The sequence below is a fragment of the Enterobacter sp. KB-221C9 genome, from assembly GCF_041320715.1.
GTDB classification, from domain to species: Bacteria; Pseudomonadota; Gammaproteobacteria; order Enterobacterales; family Enterobacteriaceae; genus Enterobacter; species Enterobacter asburiae_D.
The window spans coordinates 114,659-136,558 of sequence record NZ_JBGIWG010000008.1 but is presented as its reverse complement, the minus strand read 5'-3'; the positions used below and the strand labels follow the sequence as shown (position 1 = coordinate 136,558).

At 55.7% G+C, this 21,900-nt stretch carries 16 protein-coding genes and 1 tRNA gene; 6 read left to right on the top strand and 11 right to left on the bottom strand.

From position 1 onward, the window contains the following. Positions 1-7 precede the first annotated feature (7 nt). Both yejM and AB8846_RS13930 read left to right on the top strand, forming a co-directional pair. Positions 8-1,768 carry an LPS biosynthesis-modulating metalloenzyme YejM gene (gene yejM / locus AB8846_RS13935; RefSeq protein ID WP_331411868.1) on the top strand — a complete coding sequence of 587 codons (1,761 nt, stop codon included), beginning with the start codon at positions 8-10 and terminating at the stop codon, positions 1,766-1,768. A gap of 72 nt (positions 1,769-1,840) precedes the next feature. Further along, positions 1,841-1,917 (top strand) — tRNA-Pro (locus tag AB8846_RS13930). A 38-nt stretch (positions 1,918-1,955) separates the two neighbouring features. Here AB8846_RS13930 and AB8846_RS13925 read toward each other — a convergent pair. Both AB8846_RS13925 and AB8846_RS13920 read right to left on the bottom strand, forming a co-directional pair. Beyond that, complete coding sequence (locus AB8846_RS13925; protein WP_370732949.1) at positions 1,956-3,143, bottom strand: MFS transporter; 1,188 nt, start codon at positions 3,141-3,143, stop codon at positions 1,956-1,958. Between the two features lie 125 nt (positions 3,144-3,268). Continuing rightward, complete coding sequence (locus AB8846_RS13920) at positions 3,269-3,529, bottom strand: DUF2534 family protein (protein ID WP_063143759.1); 261 nt, start codon at positions 3,527-3,529, stop codon at positions 3,269-3,271. Between the two features lie 209 nt (positions 3,530-3,738). Between AB8846_RS13920 and eco the strand changes: the two genes are divergently transcribed. Beyond that, the gene (gene eco / locus AB8846_RS13915) at positions 3,739-4,242 is read left to right on the top strand and encodes a serine protease inhibitor ecotin (protein WP_370732948.1); all 504 of its coding nucleotides are present in this window, start codon (positions 3,739-3,741) and stop codon (positions 4,240-4,242) included. A 135-nt stretch (positions 4,243-4,377) separates the two neighbouring features. On the opposite strand, the gene mqo is transcribed toward eco, so the two are convergent. Then, positions 4,378-6,027 carry a malate dehydrogenase (quinone) gene (gene mqo / locus AB8846_RS13910; protein ID WP_063143757.1) on the bottom strand — a complete coding sequence of 550 codons (1,650 nt, stop codon included), beginning with the start codon at positions 6,025-6,027 and terminating at the stop codon, positions 4,378-4,380. A 187-nt stretch (positions 6,028-6,214) separates the two neighbouring features. Between mqo and AB8846_RS13905 the strand changes: the two genes are divergently transcribed. Further along, complete coding sequence (locus AB8846_RS13905) at positions 6,215-7,504, top strand: SulP family inorganic anion transporter (protein WP_370732999.1); 1,290 nt, start codon at positions 6,215-6,217, stop codon at positions 7,502-7,504. Here AB8846_RS13905 and mgtE read toward each other — a convergent pair. The 7 genes from mgtE to AB8846_RS13870 form a co-directional block, all read right to left on the bottom strand. After that, positions 7,467-8,903, bottom strand: coding sequence for a magnesium transporter (gene mgtE / locus AB8846_RS13900; RefSeq protein ID WP_109846102.1), 1,437 nt, complete (start codon positions 8,901-8,903; stop codon positions 7,467-7,469). The two genes, AB8846_RS13905 and mgtE, sit on opposite strands and share 38 nt — an antisense overlap. A 174-nt stretch (positions 8,904-9,077) precedes the next feature. Then, complete coding sequence (locus AB8846_RS13895; RefSeq protein WP_370732947.1) at positions 9,078-10,721, bottom strand: multidrug ABC transporter permease/ATP-binding protein; 1,644 nt, start codon at positions 10,719-10,721, stop codon at positions 9,078-9,080. 69 nt (positions 10,722-10,790) lie between these two features. Continuing rightward, positions 10,791-11,447, bottom strand: a complete 657-nt coding sequence (gene alkB / locus AB8846_RS13890) for a DNA oxidative demethylase AlkB (RefSeq protein ID WP_331411862.1) — start codon at positions 11,445-11,447, stop codon at positions 10,791-10,793. Further along, the gene (gene ada, locus AB8846_RS13885) at positions 11,447-12,505 is read right to left on the bottom strand and encodes a bifunctional DNA-binding transcriptional regulator/O6-methylguanine-DNA methyltransferase Ada (protein ID WP_370732946.1); all 1,059 of its coding nucleotides are present in this window, start codon (positions 12,503-12,505) and stop codon (positions 11,447-11,449) included. The genes alkB and ada overlap by 1 nt, the downstream gene beginning before the upstream one ends. A 72-nt stretch (positions 12,506-12,577) precedes the next feature. Beyond that, positions 12,578-13,633, bottom strand: coding sequence for an FAD:protein FMN transferase ApbE (gene apbE / locus AB8846_RS13880; RefSeq protein WP_370732945.1), 1,056 nt, complete (start codon positions 13,631-13,633; stop codon positions 12,578-12,580). Positions 13,634-13,747: 114 nt separating this feature from the next. Continuing rightward, positions 13,748-14,860, bottom strand: a complete 1,113-nt coding sequence (locus tag AB8846_RS13875; protein ID WP_063441564.1) for a porin OmpC — start codon at positions 14,858-14,860, stop codon at positions 13,748-13,750. Positions 14,861-15,201: 341 nt separating this feature from the next. Next, complete coding sequence (locus tag AB8846_RS13870; RefSeq protein ID WP_370732944.1) at positions 15,202-15,465, bottom strand: hypothetical protein; 264 nt, start codon at positions 15,463-15,465, stop codon at positions 15,202-15,204. A 138-nt stretch (positions 15,466-15,603) separates the two neighbouring features. Between AB8846_RS13870 and rcsD the strand changes: the two genes are divergently transcribed. Continuing rightward, entirely contained in the window at positions 15,604-18,276 is a 2,673-nt protein-coding gene (gene rcsD, locus AB8846_RS13865) for a phosphotransferase RcsD (protein ID WP_063143751.1), read from the top strand. Positions 18,277-18,292: 16 nt separating this feature from the next. Then, positions 18,293-18,943 (top strand): response regulator transcription factor RcsB, encoded by a 651-nt coding sequence (gene rcsB / locus AB8846_RS13860; RefSeq protein WP_003859405.1) that lies wholly within the window; start codon positions 18,293-18,295, stop codon positions 18,941-18,943. 110 nt (positions 18,944-19,053) lie between these two features. On the opposite strand, the gene rcsC is transcribed toward rcsB, so the two are convergent. Continuing rightward, a complete protein-coding gene (gene rcsC / locus AB8846_RS13855; protein ID WP_370732943.1) occupies positions 19,054-21,900 on the bottom strand; it encodes a two-component system sensor histidine kinase RcsC in 2,847 nt (948 codons plus the stop codon).

The window sequence follows — 21,900 nt, the reverse complement described above, 5'->3', positions numbered from 1 at the left end:
ACAGTTTATGGTGACGAATCGTCAGCGCTACCGTGAAAAAGTCTCCCAGATGGTCAGCTGGGGGCACTGGTTTGCCCTGTTCAACATTCTGTTGGCGACGGTCATTGGCTGTCGTTATCTGTTTGTCGCAGACTGGCCAACAACGCTAACCGGGCGTATCTACTCCTGGATAAGCGTTGTCGGTCACTTTAGCTTTTTGGTTTTCGCCACCTATCTGCTGATCCTGTTCCCCTTGACGTTTATCGTCATGTCGCAGCGTCTGATGCGATTCTTGTCCGCCATCCTTGCGACGGTGGGGATGACGCTGCTGCTTATTGACAGTGAAGTGTTCACCCGCTTCCACCTGCACCTCAACCCCATCGTCTGGGAACTGGTGATTAACCCCGACCAGAACGAAACGGCCCGTGACTGGCAGCTGATGTTTATCAGCGTCCCGGTGATCCTGTTGATTGAGATGCTGTTTGCCACCTGGAGCTGGCAAAAACTTCGCAGCCTGACCCGGCGACGCCATTACGCGAAGCCCGTCGCCGCACTCTTCTTCGTCTCCTTTATCAGTTCGCACATCATGTATATCTGGGCGGATGCGAACTTCTATCGCCCTATTACCATGCAGCGCGCTAACCTGCCGCTCTCATATCCGATGACGGCCCGTCGCTTCCTCGAGAAACACGGCCTGCTTGATGCGCAGGAGTACCAGCGACGCCTGGTCGAACAGGGTAACCCGGAAGCGGTCAGCGTTCAGTATCCTCTGAGCGACCTGCAGTACCGCGATATGGGACGCGGGCAAAACGTCCTGCTGATCACCGTCGATGGCCTGAACTACTCGCGCTACGAGAAGCAGATGCCTGCGCTGGCCGATTTCGCCAGTAAAAACGTCTCCTTTACTCAGCATATGAGCTCCGGTAACTCAACCGATGCGGGCATTTTTGGCCTCTTCTATGGCATTTCAGCTGGCTACATGGACGGCGTACTGTCTACCCGCACGCCTGCGGCGCTGATCACCGGGCTGAATCAGCAAGGCTATCAGTTAGGGTTGTTCTCCTCCGATGGATTTAACAGCCCGCTCTACCGCCAGGCGCTGCTGTCCGATTTCTCACTGCCAACGGCACAAAATCAGTCCGATGCGCAGACCGCCAGCCAATGGATAAACTGGCTGCAGCGCTACGCCCAGGAAGATAACCGCTGGTTCTCATGGGTTGCCTTTAACGGCACAACGCTTGCTGACAGCAATAAGAAGGACTTTGCGCGCCGTTATGGCCGCGCGGCTGGCGATGTTGATGCGCAGATAGGCCGCGTGCTCGACGCGCTACGTGAGTCTGGCAAGCTGGACAACACCGTGGTGATCGTAACCGCGGGTCATGGCGTGCCGTTAGGTGACGAGACGAAGAGTATGAGCTGGTCTCGTCCGAATCTGCAGGTTCCGCTGGTGATCCACTGGCCAGGCACCCCGGCGCAGCGCATCAATATGCTCACCGAGCATAAAGATGTGATGACTACCCTGATGCAACGCCTGCTGCACGTCAGCACGCCGGCAAACGAGTATTCGCAGGGGCAGGATCTCTTCAGCGCCGCGCGCCGCCACAACTGGGTAACGGCTGCGGGGAATAATACGCTGGTGGTGACCACGCCGAAGCTGACGCTGGTGCTGAACAGCAACGGGAATTATCAGACGTATAATCTGCAGGGTGAACGGTTGAAAGACCAGAAACCGCAGCTGAGCCTGCTGCTGCAGGTCCTGACGGATGAGAAGCGGTTTATCGCTAACTGATTAATAATAAACCAGTTAGCGACAGATTCCCTTGCATTCAAAACGGAATCGAGTAGTATTCTTTTTATGCGTCGGCACGTAGCGCAGCCTGGTAGCGCACCGTCATGGGGTGTCGGGGGTCGGAGGTTCAAATCCTCTCGTGCCGACCAAAATTATTATCAAAACCAGCCTCTTACGGCTGGTTTTTTTATTCCATTTCGTCAGGTGTTTTTCGCAGATAAATCAGCGTCGCCAGACAAATCACCGCCCCGGCATAAAACGTATACTGCGCACCAAACGTCTCCCAGATGGCCCCTGCCCCCAGGCTGGCGACTAATAACCCCACGCCGCTGACCAGACTAAAAATACCGTAGGCGGTACCGCGCAGATCCGCAGGTGCGGTTTTCGCAATCATCGCCGCCAGCAGCCCCTGGGTCATGCCCATATGTATCCCCCAAAGCGCAACGCCTAAAATAATGCCTGCCCAGTGGGTGCTCAGCGCCAGCACAATGTCCGCGCCAATCAGCACCACCAGCCCCCACTGTAGTAATCGGGTGTGGCTCATCACGTCGGATAATTTGCCAAACGGATAGGCAGAGAGGAAATAGAGCAGATTCATGGCAACCATCACCAGCGGGATTAGCGCCAGCGGTACACCCGACTGCTGAGCGCGAAGCACAAGAAATGCTTCACTGAAACGTGCGAGCGTGAAGATGGCCCCCAGGCCAATGACCCACCAGCAGCCTTTACCGAGGCGCCTGAGGTTCTCTCTTTTGATGGGATTCGTTCGTTTATGCTCGACAGGGGTTTTAGGCTCATGCAGCCCGAAGAAAAGCAAGGCAACGGCGAGTACGCCGGGGATCACCGCAATCCAGAAAATGGTACGAAAATCATCATTCCACAGCAGCATTAAGCCGACGGCCAGGAGCGGCCCGAGAAAGGCGCCGATGGTGTCCATCGACTGACGCAAACCAAAGGCCGCGCCGCGGAGTTCCGGCGGTGTAACGTCAGCGACCAGCGCATCGCGCGGCGCCCCCCGGATCCCCTTTCCTACCCGGTCGATTAAGCGTGCCCCAAGAATCATGCCGGAGGAAGAGGCAATAGCAAACAACGGTTTACTCAACGCGCCAAGACCGTAGCCCAGAACCGCCAGTCCTTTACGCTTGCCCAGATAATCACTGATTGCGCCGGAAAACACTTTGATAAACAGCGCCGTGGCTTCAGCCAGACCTTCAATCAAACCAATGAAAATCACGCTGGCACCCAGCGTCGTGACCATAAACAACGGCAGCAGGCTGTGAATGATCTCCGAGGAGATATCCATCAACATGCTGACGCCACCCACAACCCAGACTCCTTTCGGGATCCGGCTGAGCGTTGCAAACCGGGATAACATTGCGCATCTCCTGCTTTATGTCGAACAATCTTGTTCGACACAGAATATCCTGGAAATGCGAATAAAAATCATCTGATATAAAAAAAGCCAGCCCGCAGGCTGGCTTCATTCTCTGAGGTGAATGCTTAGCGCTTCTCACGTCCACCCAGGAAGAAAATGCCCAGCGGGATGGCCAGCAGAACGGTGAACACCAGGCTGTAGACGAAGATCATCGCCGATTGCAGGACATACATGCTGGTTGTCCAGGCAGAGAGGGGGATGTTGTACTGTTCGATGACGCCAACAATGGTTGCCCGCCCCACGCACGCGGCAGCAATCATAAACACGACCAGCAGCGCCAGGAGGAATTTGCGGCCCTCAGGTGTTTTCAGTTTTGCACGAACCATCTCTCTTCCCTTTTACAGATGAATAACATTATATAAGGTCTAAAATAACACGAACTGGCACCCGACTCCACACCAGCATAAACAACCATTAAACAGGTAATTTAAAAGCGCATAACGCTATACAGAGTGAAAATGTAAGTAAATAACACCAATCATTCATAGTTGTTATGTTAACCTGCGCAGGATCGTTTTGACATAAAGGAATGACAATGAAAAACGCACCTAAATTTGCCATCGCCCTCATCGCCGCCGCGTGCGTCAGCAGCAGTGCTTTTGCCAGCGAAACCCCAAAAGAGCAGCCGCTGGAAAAAGTGGCTCCGTACCCGCAGGCGGACAAAGGGATGAAGCGTCAGGTGATTCAGCTGCCGGTTCAGCAGGATGAAGCGAACTTCAAAGTGGAACTGTTAATTGGCAAGACGCTGGAAGTGGACTGCAACCAGCACCGTCTGGGCGGTCAGCTGGAAAGCAAAACCCTGGAAGGCTGGGGTTACGACTATTACGTCTTTGATAAAGTGACTTCTCCGGTCTCCACCATGATGGCCTGCCCGGACGGCAAAAAAGAGAAGAAATTTGTGACGGCGTATCTGGGCGACAACACTCTGCTGCGCTACAACAGCAAGCTGCCGATCGTGGTATATACGCCTGAAAACGTGGAAGTGAAGTATCGCGTGTGGAAGGCCGATGAGACTGTCGGTCAAGCCGTAGTACGTTGAAATTAAGTCGGGTGGCGGCTTCGCCTTACCCGACCCGGAAAGGGTGCGCTCTGGTGCCCTCACCCCAACCCTCTCCCACCGGGAGAGGGAGAAAACACTAAAAACGGTAACGGATGTTACCGTTTTGCTTTTACCTTACAGCGCGATATCCGCAACCGGTTTGTTTTCCGGCTGAGGCTTCAGCTCCGCTTTTGGCGCAGCATCCGCAGCCTGCGGTTTGATGTACTGCAGCTGCAGTACGCGGCTGGTGTATTCCAGCTCCTGCTCCGTCGCGCTCACGTTGCCGTTCAGCTTCGTGCCGTAGGATGGAATAATGGTTTTCAGCTTCGCCTGCCATTCCGGGCTGGCGACTTTATCTTTAAACACTTTTTCCATCAGGTGCAGCATGATTGGCGCAGCGGTAGACGCGCCCGGTGACGCGCCCAGCAGCGCGGCGATGGTGCCATCCTTATCGCTCACCACTTCGGTACCCAGACGCAGCACGCCGCCCTCTTTCGGGTCGCGCTTGATGATCTGTACGCGCTGACCCGCCTGCCACAGACGCCAGTCTTCTTTCTTCGCCTGCGGATAGTACTCTTTCAGCGCCTCGAAACGGTCGTCGTCAGAGAGCATCACCTGGCTAATCAGGTATTTCACCAGGTCGAAGTTATCCAGACCCACGTCCATCATCGGCTTGACGTTAGAGGTGGTTGTGGCGCTGAGCAGATCCCACAGGGAGCCATTTTTCAGGAACTTCGTGGAGAAGGTCGCGAACGGCCCAAACAGCACCACGCGTTTGCCGTCAAGCATACGGGTGTCGATGTGCGGAACAGACATCGGCGGTGCGCCAACGGAAGCCTGGCCGTACACTTTTGCCAGATGACGGTTCACCACTTCCGGGTTATCCGACACCAGGAACTGGCCGCCCACCGGGAAGCCCGCGTAGTCGTCAGCTTCCGGAATACCGGACTCCTGCAGCAGCTTCAGCGCCGCGCCGCCCGCACCGATAAAGACAAACTTCGCCTTGATGACGTGCTCGGCTTCGTTGTTTTTCAGATCGGCAACGGTCACGCTCCAGCTGTTATCCGCGTTGCGCTTGAAACCGCGCACTTCGGTGCTGAGCTGCAGGTTGAAGTTCTCTTTTTTCTTCAGAGACGTCACCAGCTGACGGGTAATTTCGCCGTAGTTAACGTCGGTACCAATTTCGGTACGGGTCGCCGCCACTTTCTGGTTCGGGTCACGACCTTCCATGACCAGCGGAGCCCACTCTTTAATCTGCGCGTGGTCTTCGGAGTATTTCATCCCGCGGAACAGCGTGCTCTGCTGCAGAGCGGCGTAGCGCGCGCGCAGGAAGTTGACGTTCTGATCGCCCCACACAAAGCTCATGTGCGGCACGGTGTTGATGAAGGAGTGCGGATCGTGCATCACGCCGCTGTTGACCTGATGAGACCAGAACTGGCGAGAAACCTGGAATGCTTCGTTGATCTCTACCGCCTTCTCGATACTAATGGAACCGTCCTTTTTCTGCGGCGTGTAGTTCAGTTCCATGAGTGCCGAATGTCCGGTACCGGCGTTATTCCATCCGTTCGAACTCTCCTGCGCCACGCCATCAAGGCGCTCGACCATGGTCATAGACCAGTCCGGCTGCAGTTCTTGCAGATAGGTTCCCAGCGTGGCGCTCATGATACCGCCACCAATTAAAAGGACGTCCGTTTCCTGCTCTTTTGGTGCGTCAGCTTTCGCCGCCATGGAGACGGTGTTAAGCCCCACGGCCAGAGAAAAGAGCATGGCAGTCATTTTTTTCATAATTTATGCCTTAGTGTAAAAGTGCTTGATGCGTGGAAATTGCAGGTGAAAAAAGCTGCGGGGGCACGGTAACAACTTTTAAATATTGTTTAAAGGTTACGAAATTATTGTAATTGTGAAATTTAATGATGGATTGTTTGTAGGGGATTACTCTGGCGGCTGGCAATAGGGGCATTTTCTGGCTACTATCCTGCACTTTGTGATCGCGCGCACGGAAGCCTGCCCTAACCAGCGAACTGTTATGTCCTTACCCCATTCTGCCGTATCTCCCGAAAACCGCGTAGCCAACGTGCTGCGTTCCCCTAAGCAGCTGACGCGTGAAACGCTGGCAGGCGTGATTACCGCCCTGGCGCTGATCCCCGAAGTCATCTCATTTTCGGTGGTGGCGGGCGTTGATCCGAAGGTCAGCCTGATCGCCTCCGTGGTGCTGTGTCTTGCCCTGTCCGTGCTGGGCGGTCGTCCGGCGATGGTCACGGCAGCGGCTGGTTCCGTGGCGCTGGTCATTGGCCCGATGGTGCATCAGCACGGCGCACAGTACATTCTTCCCGCCGTGCTGATGGCTGGCGTGATTCAGATTCTGTTTGGCGTGCTGGGTATGGCAAGGCTGATGCGCTTTATACCCCAGTCGGTCATGACCGGGTTTGTTAACGCCCTGGGCATTTTGATCTTCTTCGCTCAGGTGCCGCATTTCTGGAGCCGAAGCCCGCTCATTGTGGGCCTGTTCGTGCTGACGCTGCCGATCGTGCTGTGGGTGCCGCGCTATATCAAAAGCATCCCTTCCCCGCTGATTGCGATTGTTGTGCTTACCGTGTTCACCGTTTCAACCGGACAAATCCTGCCGACCGTGGGCGATGAAGGCTCCATGAGCGGCGGTTTGCCGGGCCTTACCGAACTTCTGGTCCCCCTCAACGTACAGACGCTGAGCATTATCTGGCCGTGCGCGTTGAGCATCGCCTTTGTCGGCCTGCTGGAATCCCTGCTGACGGCAAAGCTGGTGGATGAGCTGACCGCGACACCGTCAGGTAAACGCCGCGAAAGCATTGGATTAGGCGTCGGCAATATTCTGGCCGGATTTTATGGCGGTATTGCAGGCTGCGCGATGATTGGGCAAACCATCGTCAACGTGGAGATGGGGAAAGGTCGAAGCCGCATTTCAACCCTTGCGGCGGGCATTGTGCTGCTTATCCTGGTGACGGCGCTCAGCGAAGTGATGGCCAAAATCCCGATGGCGGTGCTGGCAGGCATTATGGCGATTGTCGCCGTCAAAACTTTCAGCTGGCACAGCCTTCAGCCAGCCACGGTGAAAACGGCCCCGATTGCAGAAACGGTAGTCATGCTGGTCACCGTAGCCGCCACGGTATCAACCGGCAATCTGGCGATTGGCGTGCTGGGCGGGATTATCGTTATGGCGCTCCTCCCCGCCCGCATTAAGCGTCGGCTTAAAGAAGAAAAATCGTCGCCAGCCCAAGAAAAATAAAGAAACCGCCGGTATCGGTGATGGCGGTGATCATCACGCTCGACCCCACCGCGGGGTCGCGCCCCAGTTTGGTCATCGTCAGCGGGATAATGACCCCCATCATTGATGCCACCAGCAGATTCAGCACCATCGCCAGCATCATCACCCCACCTAACGCCATATCGTCATACAGCCACCAGGTGATGCCGCCCATAATGCCGCCCCACACCAGGCCGTTGATCAGCGCCACGCCCATCTCTCTGAAGATCAGAAAGGCGAAGTTACCGGGCTGAATGTTTTCCAGCGCCAGCGCGCGGACGATCATGGTGATGGTCTGGTTTCCGGTGTTGCCGCCAATTCCGGCCACAATCGGCATCAGCGAGGCCAGCGCCACCAGTTGAGAAATGGTGTGTTCAAACCCGTCAATCACCCGGGAGGCGATAAACGCGGTACAGAGGTTAATGGCCAGCCACGCCCAGCGCGTTTTCACCGCCTTGCCGACGGAGGCATGGACGTCATCTTCGGCGCTGATCCCCCCGAGCGCGCGCAGGTCGTTGTCGGTTTCTTCGTAGACCACATCAACGATCTCATCGATGGTCAGACGCCCCATCAGTTTGCCGACAGAATCCACGACGGCGGCACTGACGAGGTCGTCACGTTCGAAGGTACGCGCCGCTTTCTCCGCATCGTCTTCCGGGGAGAAGACCATCGGCTCGTTTTCCATCACCTCGCTCACCTTCCGCTGGGTGCTGTTGAGCAGGATAGTTTTCAGCTCAAGTTCGCCAAGCAGGGTTTTATCCCGGGAGGTGACAAACAGTTTATCGGTGTTGTCCGGCATCTTGCCCAGACGACGCAGGTAGCGCTGCACGGTGCCGAGCGTCACGTCCGGGCGCACCGTGATAACGCCGAACTCCATGATCGCGCCGACGCTGTTTTTCTCGTAGTGCATCACCTGACGCACGCGCGCCCGCTCCTCCGCTGGCAGCGACGCCAGCAGGCGACCGGTCAGGTTGCGCGGCAGATGCTGAACGAGATAAATCTGCTCGTCGATATCCAGGGTTTGCACAGCGTCGAGAATGTCCCGGTCGCTCATCTCGTCGATCAGGTCATCCCAGACGTTTTCAGAAGCTTCAAGCAATACCTGCCCGCGCTCGTGATCCTGCACCAGACGCCACAGGGCGTGACGTTCTTCCGAAGGAAGCGCTTCAAGGGTATCCGCGAGATCCGGCGGGGGTAAATGAGCAACCAGCGCGCCTACCTCAGCAATATCGTCGGCCAGGGTGCCGACATCATATTGCTCAGCCAGGGTCAGTTTGCCTAATAGCGTAGAAGTGACCGCTTTATCGGTCGTGAGAAGCCAGATGAGTCGCGCGCGCTCCTGGTCACGCTGCCTGGCGCTGTTTTTCTTTAATACCGACATCAATCATAAATCCATTAAATGAGTTGGGGTTAAGCATAGCGCGGGGATATGTAAATAAGAATAAACAACGGGACGGGATGGAGAAAAAAGCGGCATGCCCGGCGGCGCTACGCTTGCACGGGCCTACAAAATCGTAGGCCGGGTAAGGCGAAGCCGACACCCGGCACATTGGCATCAGGCCGTACGCGCCACCGCGTCACGCGAGGCTGCATCGCGCTCTTCACCGGTCAGCTCGCTCAGCCTGCCGTCGCGCATCTCCAGCAGGCGGTCAGCATGAATAAAGTAGTGATCGTCGTGGCTGATGGCGAAAATGGTTTTGCCCATCGCCTGCATCAGCGGCAGCAGCACCTGATAAAACTCGCGGCGGAAATGCGGGTCCTGATCGGCCGCCCACTCATCCAGCAGGATGATGTCACGCTCTTCCGCCAGCGCCAGCAGCAGCGCCACGCGCTTTTTCTGCCCTTTGGAAAGCTTCAGGTTGAGGATCTTCCCGTCCTGTAGCTCCAGCTTGTGCGACATCTGCAGCTGCGCCAGCCATTTTTCCACCAGCGCAGGATTGGCCGGCTGCCCTTCCGGCCCCAGCAGTTGGTCAAACAGCCAGACGTCGGTGAACACCGCCGAGAAAAGCTTGCGGTAATCCTCGGGCTTCTCCGCGCTCAGCGCCGTGCCATCCAGCAAAATCTCGCCCGACTGCGGCTGATAGAGTCCGGTCAGCAGCATCGCCAGCGTAGATTTACCGCTGCCGTTGCCGCCGATGAGGAACAGCAGTTCACCGCGGTGGATCGTCAGGTTGACCGGCCCCACGGAGAAGCCGCTGTCCTGATAGCGGAACGTGACGTTACGCAGCTCCAGCGTCTGCCAGTTCGGGAAGGCCTGCGGGCGCGGGAATTCGGCTTTAAACGGCGCGAGATCGAATTTTTTGAGCTTATTAAATGCCACCTGCGCACTCAGTAAGGTGGGCAATGCACCGACCGCCGAGAGCAGCGGCGTGCGCAAAAACAGCAGCGTCAGCGAGTAGGTTGCCGCTACGTTGGTGTCCGCCCAGCCCAGGCTGTTCGCCATCCAGAACACCAGGCCAATGGCCCCCAGCATCATGATGTTTGACCAGTTCACCGCGCTCAGGTGGAAGGTATCGGCGCGAATAATATGGTGACGGTATTCGCGCGCGTCCGGGATATAGAGGTGATTAAAGATATGCTCGGCGCGCTCGCGGTTCAGGGTGAGCTCTTTGCGCCCTTCCAGTACCGTCTGGTAATCGTTATAGAGCTTATCTTCGGTTTCGCGCAGCACCGCCATGTGTTTGTAGACGCGCGACACCAGCATAAAACCGCCCCAGATGGTAATGGCAATCCACAGCGCGGTCACCGCCAGCATTTTGCTGGAGAGCCAGGCGAGATATGCGGCCGAGCCAAAGGTCAGAATGATCCCCTGCACCAGCTCCGGCAGACGCACGAACGCGATGGTAATGGCGCGCACGTCGCTGGTCAGCCCCGCCAGCAGGGAAGCGCTGCCGAGCTGCTCAACGCGCTCTATCTGGGTGTCCAGGATCCGCTTGATAAACTCACTGCGCAAACGGAAAACGAAATGGTGTCCGAGCGCGGTCAGCGCAAGCTGGGAACCGAGCGTAACCGCCATCAACAGGAGCAGCAGGCCGAGAAACTCCGGCAATACGGAGAGCGAGGTGTCGACCATTTCGATCAACCGCACGTTAATAAACGCGATCAGGCCAATACCCAGCGCGGCGCTGGCAAGGCTTAATGCCATTACGGCAATGAAGGGCCAGCGGTACTGACGCCAGACGAGGAGAAGTAGTTGCATGCAGGCAATCCGGACAATAAAAAACAGCCAGCAGTGTAAACTGCCCTGCGCGGACATCAAGAATAATTCTTATTTTAGTTTACTCGCCCCCGCCTGACGGAAGGTCAGGTTAAAACGGTATTCGCCCGTAAGGGGGTGGACTCCGGGCTTCAGCGGCTGAATGCCGTGATAATAAAGCCGCGACGCCCTGCCCCACACCACCACATCGCCATGTTCCAGCATGATGCGTTTGAGCGGATCGTTGCGGCGTAATCCCCCAAACTGGAAAACGGCGGGCAGACCTAACGATACCGAGACGATAGGCGCGCGCAGATCGGGTTCATCCTTGTCCTGATGCAGCGAGAGCTTCGCGCCGACGGCGTAGCGGTTAATCAGGCAGGCATCCGGCCGAAAGTCAGGATACTCCGCTGCTACGGCGGCCTCGTGGCAGAGAGCCTGAAAAACGGCAGGTATCGGCGGCCACGGCTGGCCGGTCGCGGGATCGTTCGGGGCATACAGATAGCCCCGCTCGTTCGTCGCCCAGCCCAGTTCGCCGCAGTTGGCCATGGCCACCGACATGGTGTAGCCGCCCGGCGTCACCATATGGCGAAACGGCGAAACCGCCGTCACCTCGTCGATACCCTCAAGCAGCGCCGCCGCACGGGAGAGTGCAAAGCGACGCAGGATCACCGCCCCCGGCGCTAGCGGCTCCTGCCAGGGTTCAGCATCCGCAAAAAGATCGAGCATTATCCCTCCTGGCGTTTCGCCTCACGTTTCAGTAATAGCGCTTTTCGCGCCGTCCCCCAACGGTAACCCGACAGCGCGCCGTCGTGACGAACCACGCGATGGCAGGGGATCACAATCGCCAGCGTGTTTGCCGCACAGGCTCCGGCAACGGCGCGTACCGCATTGGGTTGGCCAATCGCCTGCGCCACCTGCTGGTAACTTGCCGTTTCGCCGCAGGGAATGTTGCGAAGGGCCTGCCAGACGCGCTGCTGGAACGCGGTTCCGCGAATATCCAGCGGCAGCGCAAGCGGTACGTCGCGGTTATCAATACTGGCAATCACCTGCTGGATCCGCTGCGCGAAGTCTTCTTCCAGCGGCGCATGCGTTGCTTTTGGAAATTGCGCGGCAAGCTCCTCGGCTAATTCAGCATCGCTGTCACCCAGCAGGATCGCGCAGATCCCCCGCTCGCTTTCTGCAACCAGACAGCGTCCTAGCGAACAGTCGCTGATGGCATAACGCACTGCCACATCCCCTTTGCGGTACTGCTTCGCCGTCATGCCCAGCGCATCGTTGGCTTTACGATAATAGCTGCTGCTGTCGGGAAACCCCGCCGCCAGCACGGCGTCGGTAATTTTGTCTCCCTGTGCCAGCGCGGTGCGCAGGCGCTGGCCTCTCGCGGCCTGCTGCCAGGCTTTTGGCGTCATGCCGGTGACGGCCTTAAACAGACGGTGGAAATGGAAAGGACTCATGGCAACCTGCTGCGCCAGCCCCTCCAGGGTTAGCGTAGGTTCCTGCTCCAGAAGACGGCAGGCGTGTTCCACTTTTGCCAGCTTCTGTTCCTGCGGATTGCGTTTGTCCGGCATGCAGCGCTTGCACGGACGAAACCCTGCCTGTACGGCATGGTGGGCATCGGGATAAAAGCGGACGTTTTTACGCAGCGCGTGGCGGGCGCGGCATGACGGGCGGCAGAAAATACCCGTGGTCTGCACGGCGAAGACAAACTGTTCGTCAGCGTGCGGATCGCGGGCCAGCACGGCCTGCCAGCGATCCTCATCGGTAATAAAGGTCGAGTTTCTCATTATCGGCTCCTCTTGTAAGCATACATAGAGCCTGCCTGAGTGCCACTGATAAAAAACCCGCAACCTTGCTTTTTAATTTTTGTCACGCACCAGGAAGCTGTCGAACTGCGGTGAATGCCAGGTTTTGAACCCGTCGCCCTCTTTGGTGATCATATACACCGCCAGCCCTTCCTGACGAACCACCTCTTTGGCTTTTTCCGGGCCGAGAACCATTAATCCGGTATCCCAGGCATCCGCTTCCAGCGCGGTGGGGGCAATGACCGTCACCGAGACCAGGTTATGCGCGATGGGACGTCCGGTCTGCGGATCGATAACATGCGAAATACGCTTCCCGTCAAGCTCGTAATAGTTACGGTAGCTTCCGGAGGTACTGATGCCATGACCGTTGATATCCACTATCGCCTGCACGGCATTTTGCCGATCGGTCGGCTTTTGAATCGCTACGCGCCACGGCTTATCGCTGGCGTTCATGCCCCGGCTAACTAGCGCGCCGCCCACGGAGACCAGATAACGGGAAATCCCTTCCTGGGCCATCAGCGCGGCAAGATGATCCGCCGCATAGCCTTCCCCAACCGTCGACAGATCGACAAACAGATCGGGGATATCCTTTTGCAGGTACTGTTGCCCGTACTGATTGATCACCGTCAGATGCTGCAACCCTGTCCTGGCGCGGGCATCATCAATGGCCGCCTGTTCGGGCGTGGTCACCGGCTGTTTGTTAGGGCCAAATCCCCAGAGGTTGACCAGCGGTCCGACGGTCACATCCATCGCGCCGTTGGTTTTGTAACCCACACGCATTGCCTCGGTCACGATATCGGCCATCGCCTCGCTCACCGGCCATAGGGAGGTGCTGGTTGAGAGGTTAAAGCGCATCAGCGCCGAGTCATTTTTATAGGTCGACAGCAGCTGATCGTCGGCGTCCAGCTGCGACTGAATTTTGCCGCGAAGTTCATCTGCGCGTGTTTTATCGAGGTTCATCACGCTGACGCGCCAGAAGGTCCCCATCGTTTTGCCTTCGAGCACCGTCGCGGCAGGTGCGTCGGTTTTCGCCACGGGGGTGGGATCGTTACATGCGGTCAGGAAAAAAAGCATAGCCAGAAAGCTGGCGCGTAAAAAAGTCATGTCCATTCATTATTATCCTCATGCCAGGGCGGCAAGAGTACACCAAAACGGGTGAGTTGTGAGAATCTGAGAGGCACAAAAAAGGGGCCATCAGGCCCCTTACGTCACACGGTGAAGCGATTAGAACTGGTAAACCAGGCCCAGCGCGACGATATCGTCAGTACCGATACCCGCCTGACGGGTGAATTCATTTTCATCAACCAGGTTGATTTTGTAATCCACGTAGGTGGACATGTTTTTGTTGAAGTAGTAAGTCGCACCAACATCAACATATTTCAGCAGATCCTGATCGCCGTAACCTTCGATGTCTTTCCCTTTAGACTGCAGGTAAGCCACGGATGGACGCAGGCCGAAGTCGAACTGGTACTGCGCAACCACTTCGAAGTTCTGCGCTTTGTTAGCGAAGCCGTAAGCGGTAGTCGGGCTGCTGCCGTTAGAGGTACCGAAACGGGTTGCGTTGTAGGTCTGAGAGTACTGCGCTGCCAGATAGATGTTGTTGGCATCGTATTTCAGGCCGCCAGAATAGACTTCTGCGTTATCGCCATGACCATAAACGCTTGCGCCGTTCTGATCGGCAGTACGTTTGGAGGAGGACATCGCGCCGCCCACGCTGAAACCTTCGCCCAGGTTATAGGTCACGGATGCACCGTAGCCGTCGCCGTTCTGTTTCAGCAGGCTGCGTCCACCGACGTTTTCACCGCTTACGCTGCCGTTTTTACCCTGATACTGCAGGGCAAAGTTCAGACCATCCACCAGACCAAAGAAGTCCTGGTTACGGTAGGTCGCCACGCCGTTAGCACGGGACTGCAGGAAGTTGTCTGCGCCATAGGTATCGCCGCCAAATTCTGGCAGAACGTCAGTCCAGGAGGTTACGTCGTAGATTACGCCGTAGTTACGACCGTAATCGAAAGAACCCGCGTCACCGAATTTCAGACCCGCGAACGCCACACGCGTCCAGGCATCATTTTCGCTTTCGGAGGTGTTGCCCTGGATCTGGTATTCCCACTGGCCGTAACCGGTCAGCTGATCGTTAACCTGAGTTTCGCCTTTGAAGCCAAGACGCATGTAGGTCTGGTCGCCGTCGGCACTCTTGTCGTCAGAGAAATAGTGCAGACCATCAACTTTGCCGTACAGATCTAATTTGTTGCCATCTTTGTTATAAATTTCGGCCGCATTTGCTGCGCCTGCCACCAGGAGTGCTGGTACCAGGAGGGACAGTACTTTAACTTTCATTTTATTAACCCTCTGTTATATGCCTTATAATTGCCACTGCTTACTGGTTAACCCTCATTAACCAGTCGGCAATTTCATTCTCCGCAAAATTACAGAATAATCCAATGCGAATATGATACGAAAACTTTGAAGATGTTTCATTTATCTATCAACATGTTTCAAAATGTAAATATCAAGGAACTTTTACAAAGCACAAATAGCTTAGAAAATTAGCATTTATAATCAAACAGAAAAATCACCATATAAACATCAAAGAGTTACAATAAAATCCGTTACAGCACTGAATGACAAAACAAGATCGCACCTAATCTCTAAAATAACTCTCGCTATCATCATTAACTTTATTTATTACCGTCATTCAGTTTTGAATGTCTGTTTATCCCTAATTGAACCGGATGCTTCGCATTCGGTTTTTTTTTACCTTTCTTTACGTAACTTCTCTTTTTTTGTGCTACCGCTCCGTAATTGTAACGACTATTAACTAAATTCTCATCGGGTATCCTGCGAGGGGATAAAATTGAGGCAAAACTTAATTTCTTGTTAATTCGTGCTATTTTCTGGCTGCATGCGCCTGTTATTTGTACGCCTGTGGCGAGTTTGTACATGTTTACTGCACGCCTCGCTGCCAATATTGTCCAGTGAAAAAGTCGCCTCTTCCCGGACGGTGGCGCTGGAAATTCAGTTATTACCCTTTATACTGCCCTATCGCCACAGAGCACGACCATAACGGGTTAAAGATATCAATGAGTCAGACTGAAACTACCGCCCCGAGCAAATTTTCCCTCCTTCCCGGGAGCATCACCCGTTTCTTTCTTCTTTTGATTGTTGTGCTGTTAGTCACCATGGGGGTGATGGTACAAAGCGCGGTTAACGCCTGGCTGAAGGATAAGAGCTATCAGGTCGTTGATATCACCCATGCCGTGCACAAGCGCATAGATACTTGGCGCTACGCCACCTGGCAGATTTACGACAATATCGCGGCTGCCCCGACCTCCTCGTCCGGGGATGGACTTCAGGAGACGCGGCTTAAGCAGGATGTCTATTATCTCGAAAAACCGCAGCGTAAGACCGAGGCGCTTATCTTTGGCTCTCACGACAGCGCGACGCTTGAGATGACGCAGCGTATTTCGACCTATCTGGATACCCTCTGGGGCGCTGAAACGGTGCCGTGGTCGATGTACTATCTGAACGGTCAGGACAACAGCATGATCCTGATCTCAACGCTGCCGTTAAAAGATCTCTCTTCCGGTTTTAAAGAGACAACCGTGGGCAGCATCGTCGATTCCCGCCGGGCAGAGATGCTGCAGCAGGCGAATGCTCTTGATGAACGTGAGAGCTTCTCTTCCCTGCGCCGTCTGGCCTGGCAAAACGGTCATTATTTTACCCTGCGCACCACGTTCAACCAGCCAGGACATCTGGCGACGGTGGTGGCCTTCGATTTACCGATTAATGATTTAATCCCGCCGGACATGCCGCTCGACAGCTTCCGTATGGAGCCAGACAGCAGCACCCAGAACATGCGTGCGGCGTCGGACAAAGAGGCCGCCGAGAGCGTATCGATCTCCTTTAACGGCTCGAAAATCGAAATTGCCTCATCGCTGAATTCGACCGGTATGCGTCTGGTGTGGCAGGTGCCGTTTGGCACGCTGTTGCTCGACACCCTGCAAAATATCCTGCTGCCTCTGCTGTTGAATATCGGTTTGCTGGCGCTGGCGCTGTTTGGCTACAGCACCTTCCGTTTCCAGTCGGGGCGTCAGAGCGACGCGTCTGCGGTTCCGGCCGGCACCAGCAATGAGCTACGCGTATTGCGCGCACTGAATGAAGAGATTGTTTCCGTGCTGCCGCTTGGGGTCCTGGTTCACGATCAGGAAGCGAATCGTACGGTGATGAGCAACAAAATTGCCGACCATCTGCTGCCGCATCTTAACCTGCAGAACATCACCACCATGGCGGACCAACACCAGGGGGTGATTCAGGCCACCATTAACAATGAACTGTACGAGATCCGTCAGTTCCGCAGCCAGGTGGCTCCCCGCACGCAAATCTTCATTATTCGCGACCAGGATCGCGAAGTGCTGGTCAATAAAAAGCTCAAGCAGGCACAAAGACTGTATGAGAAAAACCAGCAGGGGCGCGCCGCATTCATGCAGAACATTGGCGATGCCTTCAAGCAGCCGTTAAAAACGCTGGCGACCCAGGCGGCAGCGTTAAACACCGCTGAAAGCCACCAGCTTGCCTGCCAGGCCGATTCGCTGGTCAGAATGGTTGATGAGATCCAGCTGGCGAACATGCTGGAGAATGATTTCTGGAAGGGAACCCCAACCCTCTTCTCCATTCAGGATCTGATTGATGAAGTGGTGCCGGACGTGCTGCCCGTGATTAAGCGCAAAGGGTTGCAGCTGCTGATCAATAACAATCTCCCTGCGAATGACAAACGCCACGGCGATCGCGAAGCGCTGCGCCGCATTCTGCTGATGATTATTCAGTACGCCGTAACCACCACGCAGATCGGCAAGATCACCCTTGAAGTCAGCGCGGAGGAGTCGGCAGAAGACCGCCTGGCGTTCCGCATCCTGGACACCGGGGAAGGCGTCACAACGAGTGAAATTGATAATCTGCACTTCCCGTTCCTGAATGACACGCAAAGCGATCGCTACGGCAAGGCCAATGCCCTGACCTTCTGGCTATGCGATCAGCTGGCGCGTAAGCTCGGCGGCCATCTGAATATCAAAGCCCGTGAATCCCTCGGCACCCGCTATTCTCTGCACGTGAAAATGGCGGCCAATCCGCAGGAAGAAGATGAAGAACGTCTGCTGGATGATGTCGTGGTGATGGTCGATGTGACCTCGAACGAGATCCGCAATATTGTTGTTCGCCAGTTAGAAAACTGGGGTGCGGCCTGCATCACGCCGGATGAAAGACTTGCAAGTCAAGAATTTGATCTGTTTTTAACTGATAATCCGTCTAATCTTACTGCCTCCGGCTTGCTTTTAAGCGATGATGAGTCAGGCGTGCGGAAAATCGGCCCTGGCCAGCTGCGCGTCAACTTTAATATAAGCAATGCGATGCAGGAAGCTGTACTACAACTAATAGAAGAGCAGCTGGCGCAGGAAGAGATAGCGGAATCGCCGTTAGGCGGCAATGAAAATGCCGAGCTTCACGCCAGCGGATACTATTCACTCTTTGTTGATACAGTACCAGATGATGTTAAGCGGTTGTATACTGAGTCCGCTGCGAATGATTTTGCAGCGCTGGCACAGACAGCACACCGGCTTAAAGGGGTGTTTGCCATGCTTAATCTGGTTCCCGGCAAGCAGTTATGTGAAACGCTGGAACATCTAATTCGTGAGAAAGATGCCTCTGGCATTGAAAAATACATCAGCGACATTGACGCCTACGTCAAAAGCTTGCTGTAGCAAGGTAGCCTTATACATGAACAATATGAACGTAATTATTGCCGATGACCATCCGATTGTACTGTTCGGTATTCGCAAATCACTTGAACAGATCGAGTGGGTGAATGTAGTCGGTGAATTTGAAGACTCTACAGCACTGATCAATAACCTCCCAAAACTTGATGCACACGTGCTCATTACCGATCTCTCCATGCCAGGAGATAAGTACGGTGATGGGATCACGCTCATCAAATACATTAAACGTCACTTCCCGGACATCTCGATCATCGTTCTGACCATGAACAACAACCCGGCGATCCTGAGCGCGGTGTTGGATCTGGACATCGAAGGGATTGTGCTGAAACAGGGCGCGCCGACCGATCTGCCAAAAGCGCTCGCTGCGCTGCAGAAAGGCAAGAAGTTCACGCCTGAGAGCGTCTCTCGCCTGCTGGAAAAAATCAGCGCGGGTGGCTACGGTGACAAACGCCTGTCCCCGAAAGAGAGTGAAGTTCTGCGCCTGTTCGCAGAAGGTTTCCTGGTGACCGAGATTGCCAAGAAGCTGAACCGCAGTATTAAAACCATCAGCAGCCAGAAGAAATCAGCGATGATGAAGCTGGGTGTGGACAACGATATTGCACTGCTGAACTATCTCTCCTCCGTTACGCTGAGCGCAACGGACAAGGATTGATCCCCACTGTAAATGCCGGGTGGCGCTCGCGCTTACCCGGCCTACAGAGCCCGTAGGCCCGCGCAAGCGCAGCGCCGCCGGGCAAATAAAAAGGCCCTTGCGGGCCTTTTTTATATTCTGGTTTTTCTCACGCGGTCCGCGTAAATCGACAATGTCTGTTTCAGCACGTCCAGCGTCACCGGTTTCGACAGACAGCTGTCCATGCCTGACTCCAGACAACGCTGTTTCTCTTCCGCCAGCGCGTTCGCCGTTACGCCCACCACCGGCAGCGTCAGGCCCAGCTGTCGGATGCGCTGCGTCAGACGGTAGCCGTCCATGTTTGGCATGTTCACGTCGCTAAGCACGATATCAATATGATTTTTACTCAGCACATTCAGCGCATCCACGCCGTCATTGGCCGTTTTGCACTGGTAGCCCAGCGATCCAAGCTGGTCAGCCAGCAGGCGGCGGTTAATCGGATGGTCATCCACCACCAGAATCATCATATCGTCATTCACCGACGCCAGAGAGTCCGGTGACGGCAATCCGCCCGCGCCGTCGCGCTCTTCCAGCTCCACTTTGTAGATGCGCGCCAGCAGGCTCAACAGCTCGTGCGGCGTAGCGACGCTGTGTACCCATTCCCCAGGCGCACGCTCGACAGGAATGCCAATGTGGCGACGACAGAAGAGCACCGACCCTCTCCCCTGCCACGGCTGTTCCGGCATCTCGTCGGCGATCAGCACATCGTCCACATCCGGTGTTTGACCTTCATAGCGACACACCCTCACGCCGCTGTGGGCAAGCAGCGCCGTCAGGTAGTCATTCAGCGAGGCGTTGTGCACCGCCAGCCAGCAGCGCTTGTCGCTCAGTCCGTCCACCGTCGCTTTTGCCGGATACTGCGCCGAATAGAGCGGAATGCGGATGGTGAACTGGCTGCCCATGCCGGGCTCGGTATCCACGGAGATATCACCGTCCATCATGCTGACGAGCTTCTCACAGATCGCCAGCCCCAGCCCGGTGCCCTGGAAGTTACGCTGCACGCCGGTCCCGACCTGGAAGAACGGGTCGAACAGGCGAACCACTTCCTTCGCCGGGATGCCGACGCCCGTGTCGCGCACGCGAATGCTCAGGTAATCCCCCGCCCGGCAGACGTGCAACACAATACAGCCAACATCGGTGAATTTGATGGCGTTGCTGAGCAGGTTAGAAATGACCTGCTGCAGGCGCATCGGATCGCCGTGCAGCGTAAGCGGCACGTCCGGTTCGATAAAGCAGTAGAGCCCCAGCTGTTTACGCACCACCAGCGGCAGATAGTTGGCGCTGATGTGGTTCATGACCTCGCGCGGCGAGAACTCCCGCGGCTCGATTTTCAGCTGCTCAGACTCGATTTTAGAGAAGTCGAGAATATCGCTGATGATTTTTAGCAGCAGGCTGGAGGAGTTGTTCATCGCCGTCACCAGCCTGTCGACCCCTTTCGGCAGCTCTTTCGTCTGCAGCAGATCGAGGTTACCGATGATCCCGTACAGCGGCGTTCGCAGCTCGTGGCTGACGGTGGCAAGGAACATGGATTTCGACTGGCTGGCCTGCTCCGCGGCCTGCGCCATCTCCTGCAGCGACTCTTCCATCTTCACGCGCGCGGAGACATCCACCAGAACGCAAATCGCCACGTTTTCATTGCGATAGCGGGAATGGACAAAGCTAATCTGCAGGTTGGTGTGCGTGCTGGTGAGCACGTCGACAAAGTTAACCTGCTGACCGCAGATAATCTGCGTCAGTCTCTGCCGATCCTCATGCGTCAGCATGTTCAGGTAGTTATGCGCCAGTTCGTTACTCAGGATATTGGTCCCGTCCTGAGTACGCAGAATACAGATCCCCACCGGCGCCGAAGCGACGATCTTCCGGTTAAACTGCTCGTGTTCCTCCAGCCGCTGGGCGTCGCTTTCGGCGGGAATAAAGATTTTCCGCTCATACATGCGCGCCAGGGTGAACAGCGCCCCACCCGCGATCAGGTTCAGCAGAATGGCATTCATGATAAGAATGCGGATCCGCTCAAGCACCATATCCACCGGCAGCGAATAGACAATACTCAGCGACGAAGGCGGCAGGCTCTTCTTCAGCACCAGCTCGCGGAAACCTGATGTATAGCCAAACCACGACCGCTCCTGCATCCAGTGCGGTTCGACGTTTAACCGGCTATCCGGCCCGGCGAGCGAGATCAGCTGATGACCGTTTTCATCCAGAATGGTCACCCCCATGGGCAGGCTGCCTGGGGTGAAGAAGTTTTCCATGCGAATGGTCTGCTCAATCCCCAGCAGCGCCTGCAGGCGATTGCCGAGATACACCGGCGTCAGGGCGTAGAAATAGCCCACGCCCGGGCGCGGGCCCTGGCTAACCCAGAAGATGTTATTCCCGCGCTCGTCCTGCGGCGCATTGCGATATTTCACAATACGCTCATGCAGGCTTTTCAGCGCATTGTCACGCTCAACGGGCACATCGCGCAGGCCAAAGTCAGCCATGCAGAGATTTTCACTGCCAATCAGGAATACGCGATTCAGGTCGTAGGCGGCGGAGAAATTGTCGCGCCAGTAGCGCATAAACCAGGCAAGGGATTCCAGCGACCCGCGCCAGGTGTTGCTCATGGTGGAGCAATCGGAGTCCGGGAACAGCGGCTGGAAGTCCGGGACTTCGGTTTTATCATTACGCCCGCGAAGCGCAAGGATGCCGTTTTCCGCCGTCAGACGATTTTCGGCAATATACTTCAGCTCCTTCATCACGTCAGACGTTCGCTGAATGTAGCGCTGGGCCTGGTCAGAGCTTAAGTTAAACTCCTGGCGGATCTCCGCTTCTTTCTGGTGCAGCGCGTTAACGATGTAAAACACCGAGAACAAGGCCACCAGCAGCCAGAGCAAGAGCGCCAGCGCCCGAAACAGATAGCGAGAGACTTTCAGCGTAGTACGAAAGGAGACGAGGTATTTCAA

What these genes read in the sequence shown, in the direction of transcription:
- AB8846_RS13895 (WP_370732947.1), bottom strand. Translation starts at nt 10,721, where the DNA reads ATGCAACTACTTCTCCTCGTCTGGCGTCAGTACCGCTGGCCCTTCATT.
- alkB (WP_331411862.1), bottom strand. Translation starts at nt 11,447, where the DNA reads ATGCTCGATCTTTTTGCGGATGCTGAACCCTGGCAGGAGCCGCTAGCG.
- yejM (WP_331411868.1), top strand. Translation starts at nt 8, where the DNA reads ATGGTGACGAATCGTCAGCGCTACCGTGAAAAAGTCTCCCAGATGGTC.
- AB8846_RS13925 (WP_370732949.1), bottom strand. Translation starts at nt 3,143, where the DNA reads ATGTTATCCCGGTTTGCAACGCTCAGCCGGATCCCGAAAGGAGTCTGG.
- rcsD (WP_063143751.1), top strand. Translation starts at nt 15,604, where the DNA reads ATGAGTCAGACTGAAACTACCGCCCCGAGCAAATTTTCCCTCCTTCCC.
- rcsB (WP_003859405.1), top strand. Translation starts at nt 18,293, where the DNA reads ATGAACAATATGAACGTAATTATTGCCGATGACCATCCGATTGTACTG.
- AB8846_RS13920 (WP_063143759.1), bottom strand. Translation starts at nt 3,529, where the DNA reads ATGGTTCGTGCAAAACTGAAAACACCTGAGGGCCGCAAATTCCTCCTG.
- apbE (WP_370732945.1), bottom strand. Translation starts at nt 13,633, where the DNA reads ATGGACATGACTTTTTTACGCGCCAGCTTTCTGGCTATGCTTTTTTTC.
- AB8846_RS13875 (WP_063441564.1), bottom strand. Translation starts at nt 14,860, where the DNA reads ATGAAAGTTAAAGTACTGTCCCTCCTGGTACCAGCACTCCTGGTGGCA.
- mgtE (WP_109846102.1), bottom strand. Translation starts at nt 8,903, where the DNA reads ATGTCGGTATTAAAGAAAAACAGCGCCAGGCAGCGTGACCAGGAGCGC.
- AB8846_RS13870 (WP_370732944.1), bottom strand. Translation starts at nt 15,465, where the DNA reads ATGTACAAACTCGCCACAGGCGTACAAATAACAGGCGCATGCAGCCAG.
- eco (WP_370732948.1), top strand. Translation starts at nt 3,739, where the DNA reads ATGAAAAACGCACCTAAATTTGCCATCGCCCTCATCGCCGCCGCGTGC.
- ada (WP_370732946.1), bottom strand. Translation starts at nt 12,505, where the DNA reads ATGAGAAACTCGACCTTTATTACCGATGAGGATCGCTGGCAGGCCGTG.
- mqo (WP_063143757.1), bottom strand. Translation starts at nt 6,027, where the DNA reads ATGAAAAAAATGACTGCCATGCTCTTTTCTCTGGCCGTGGGGCTTAAC.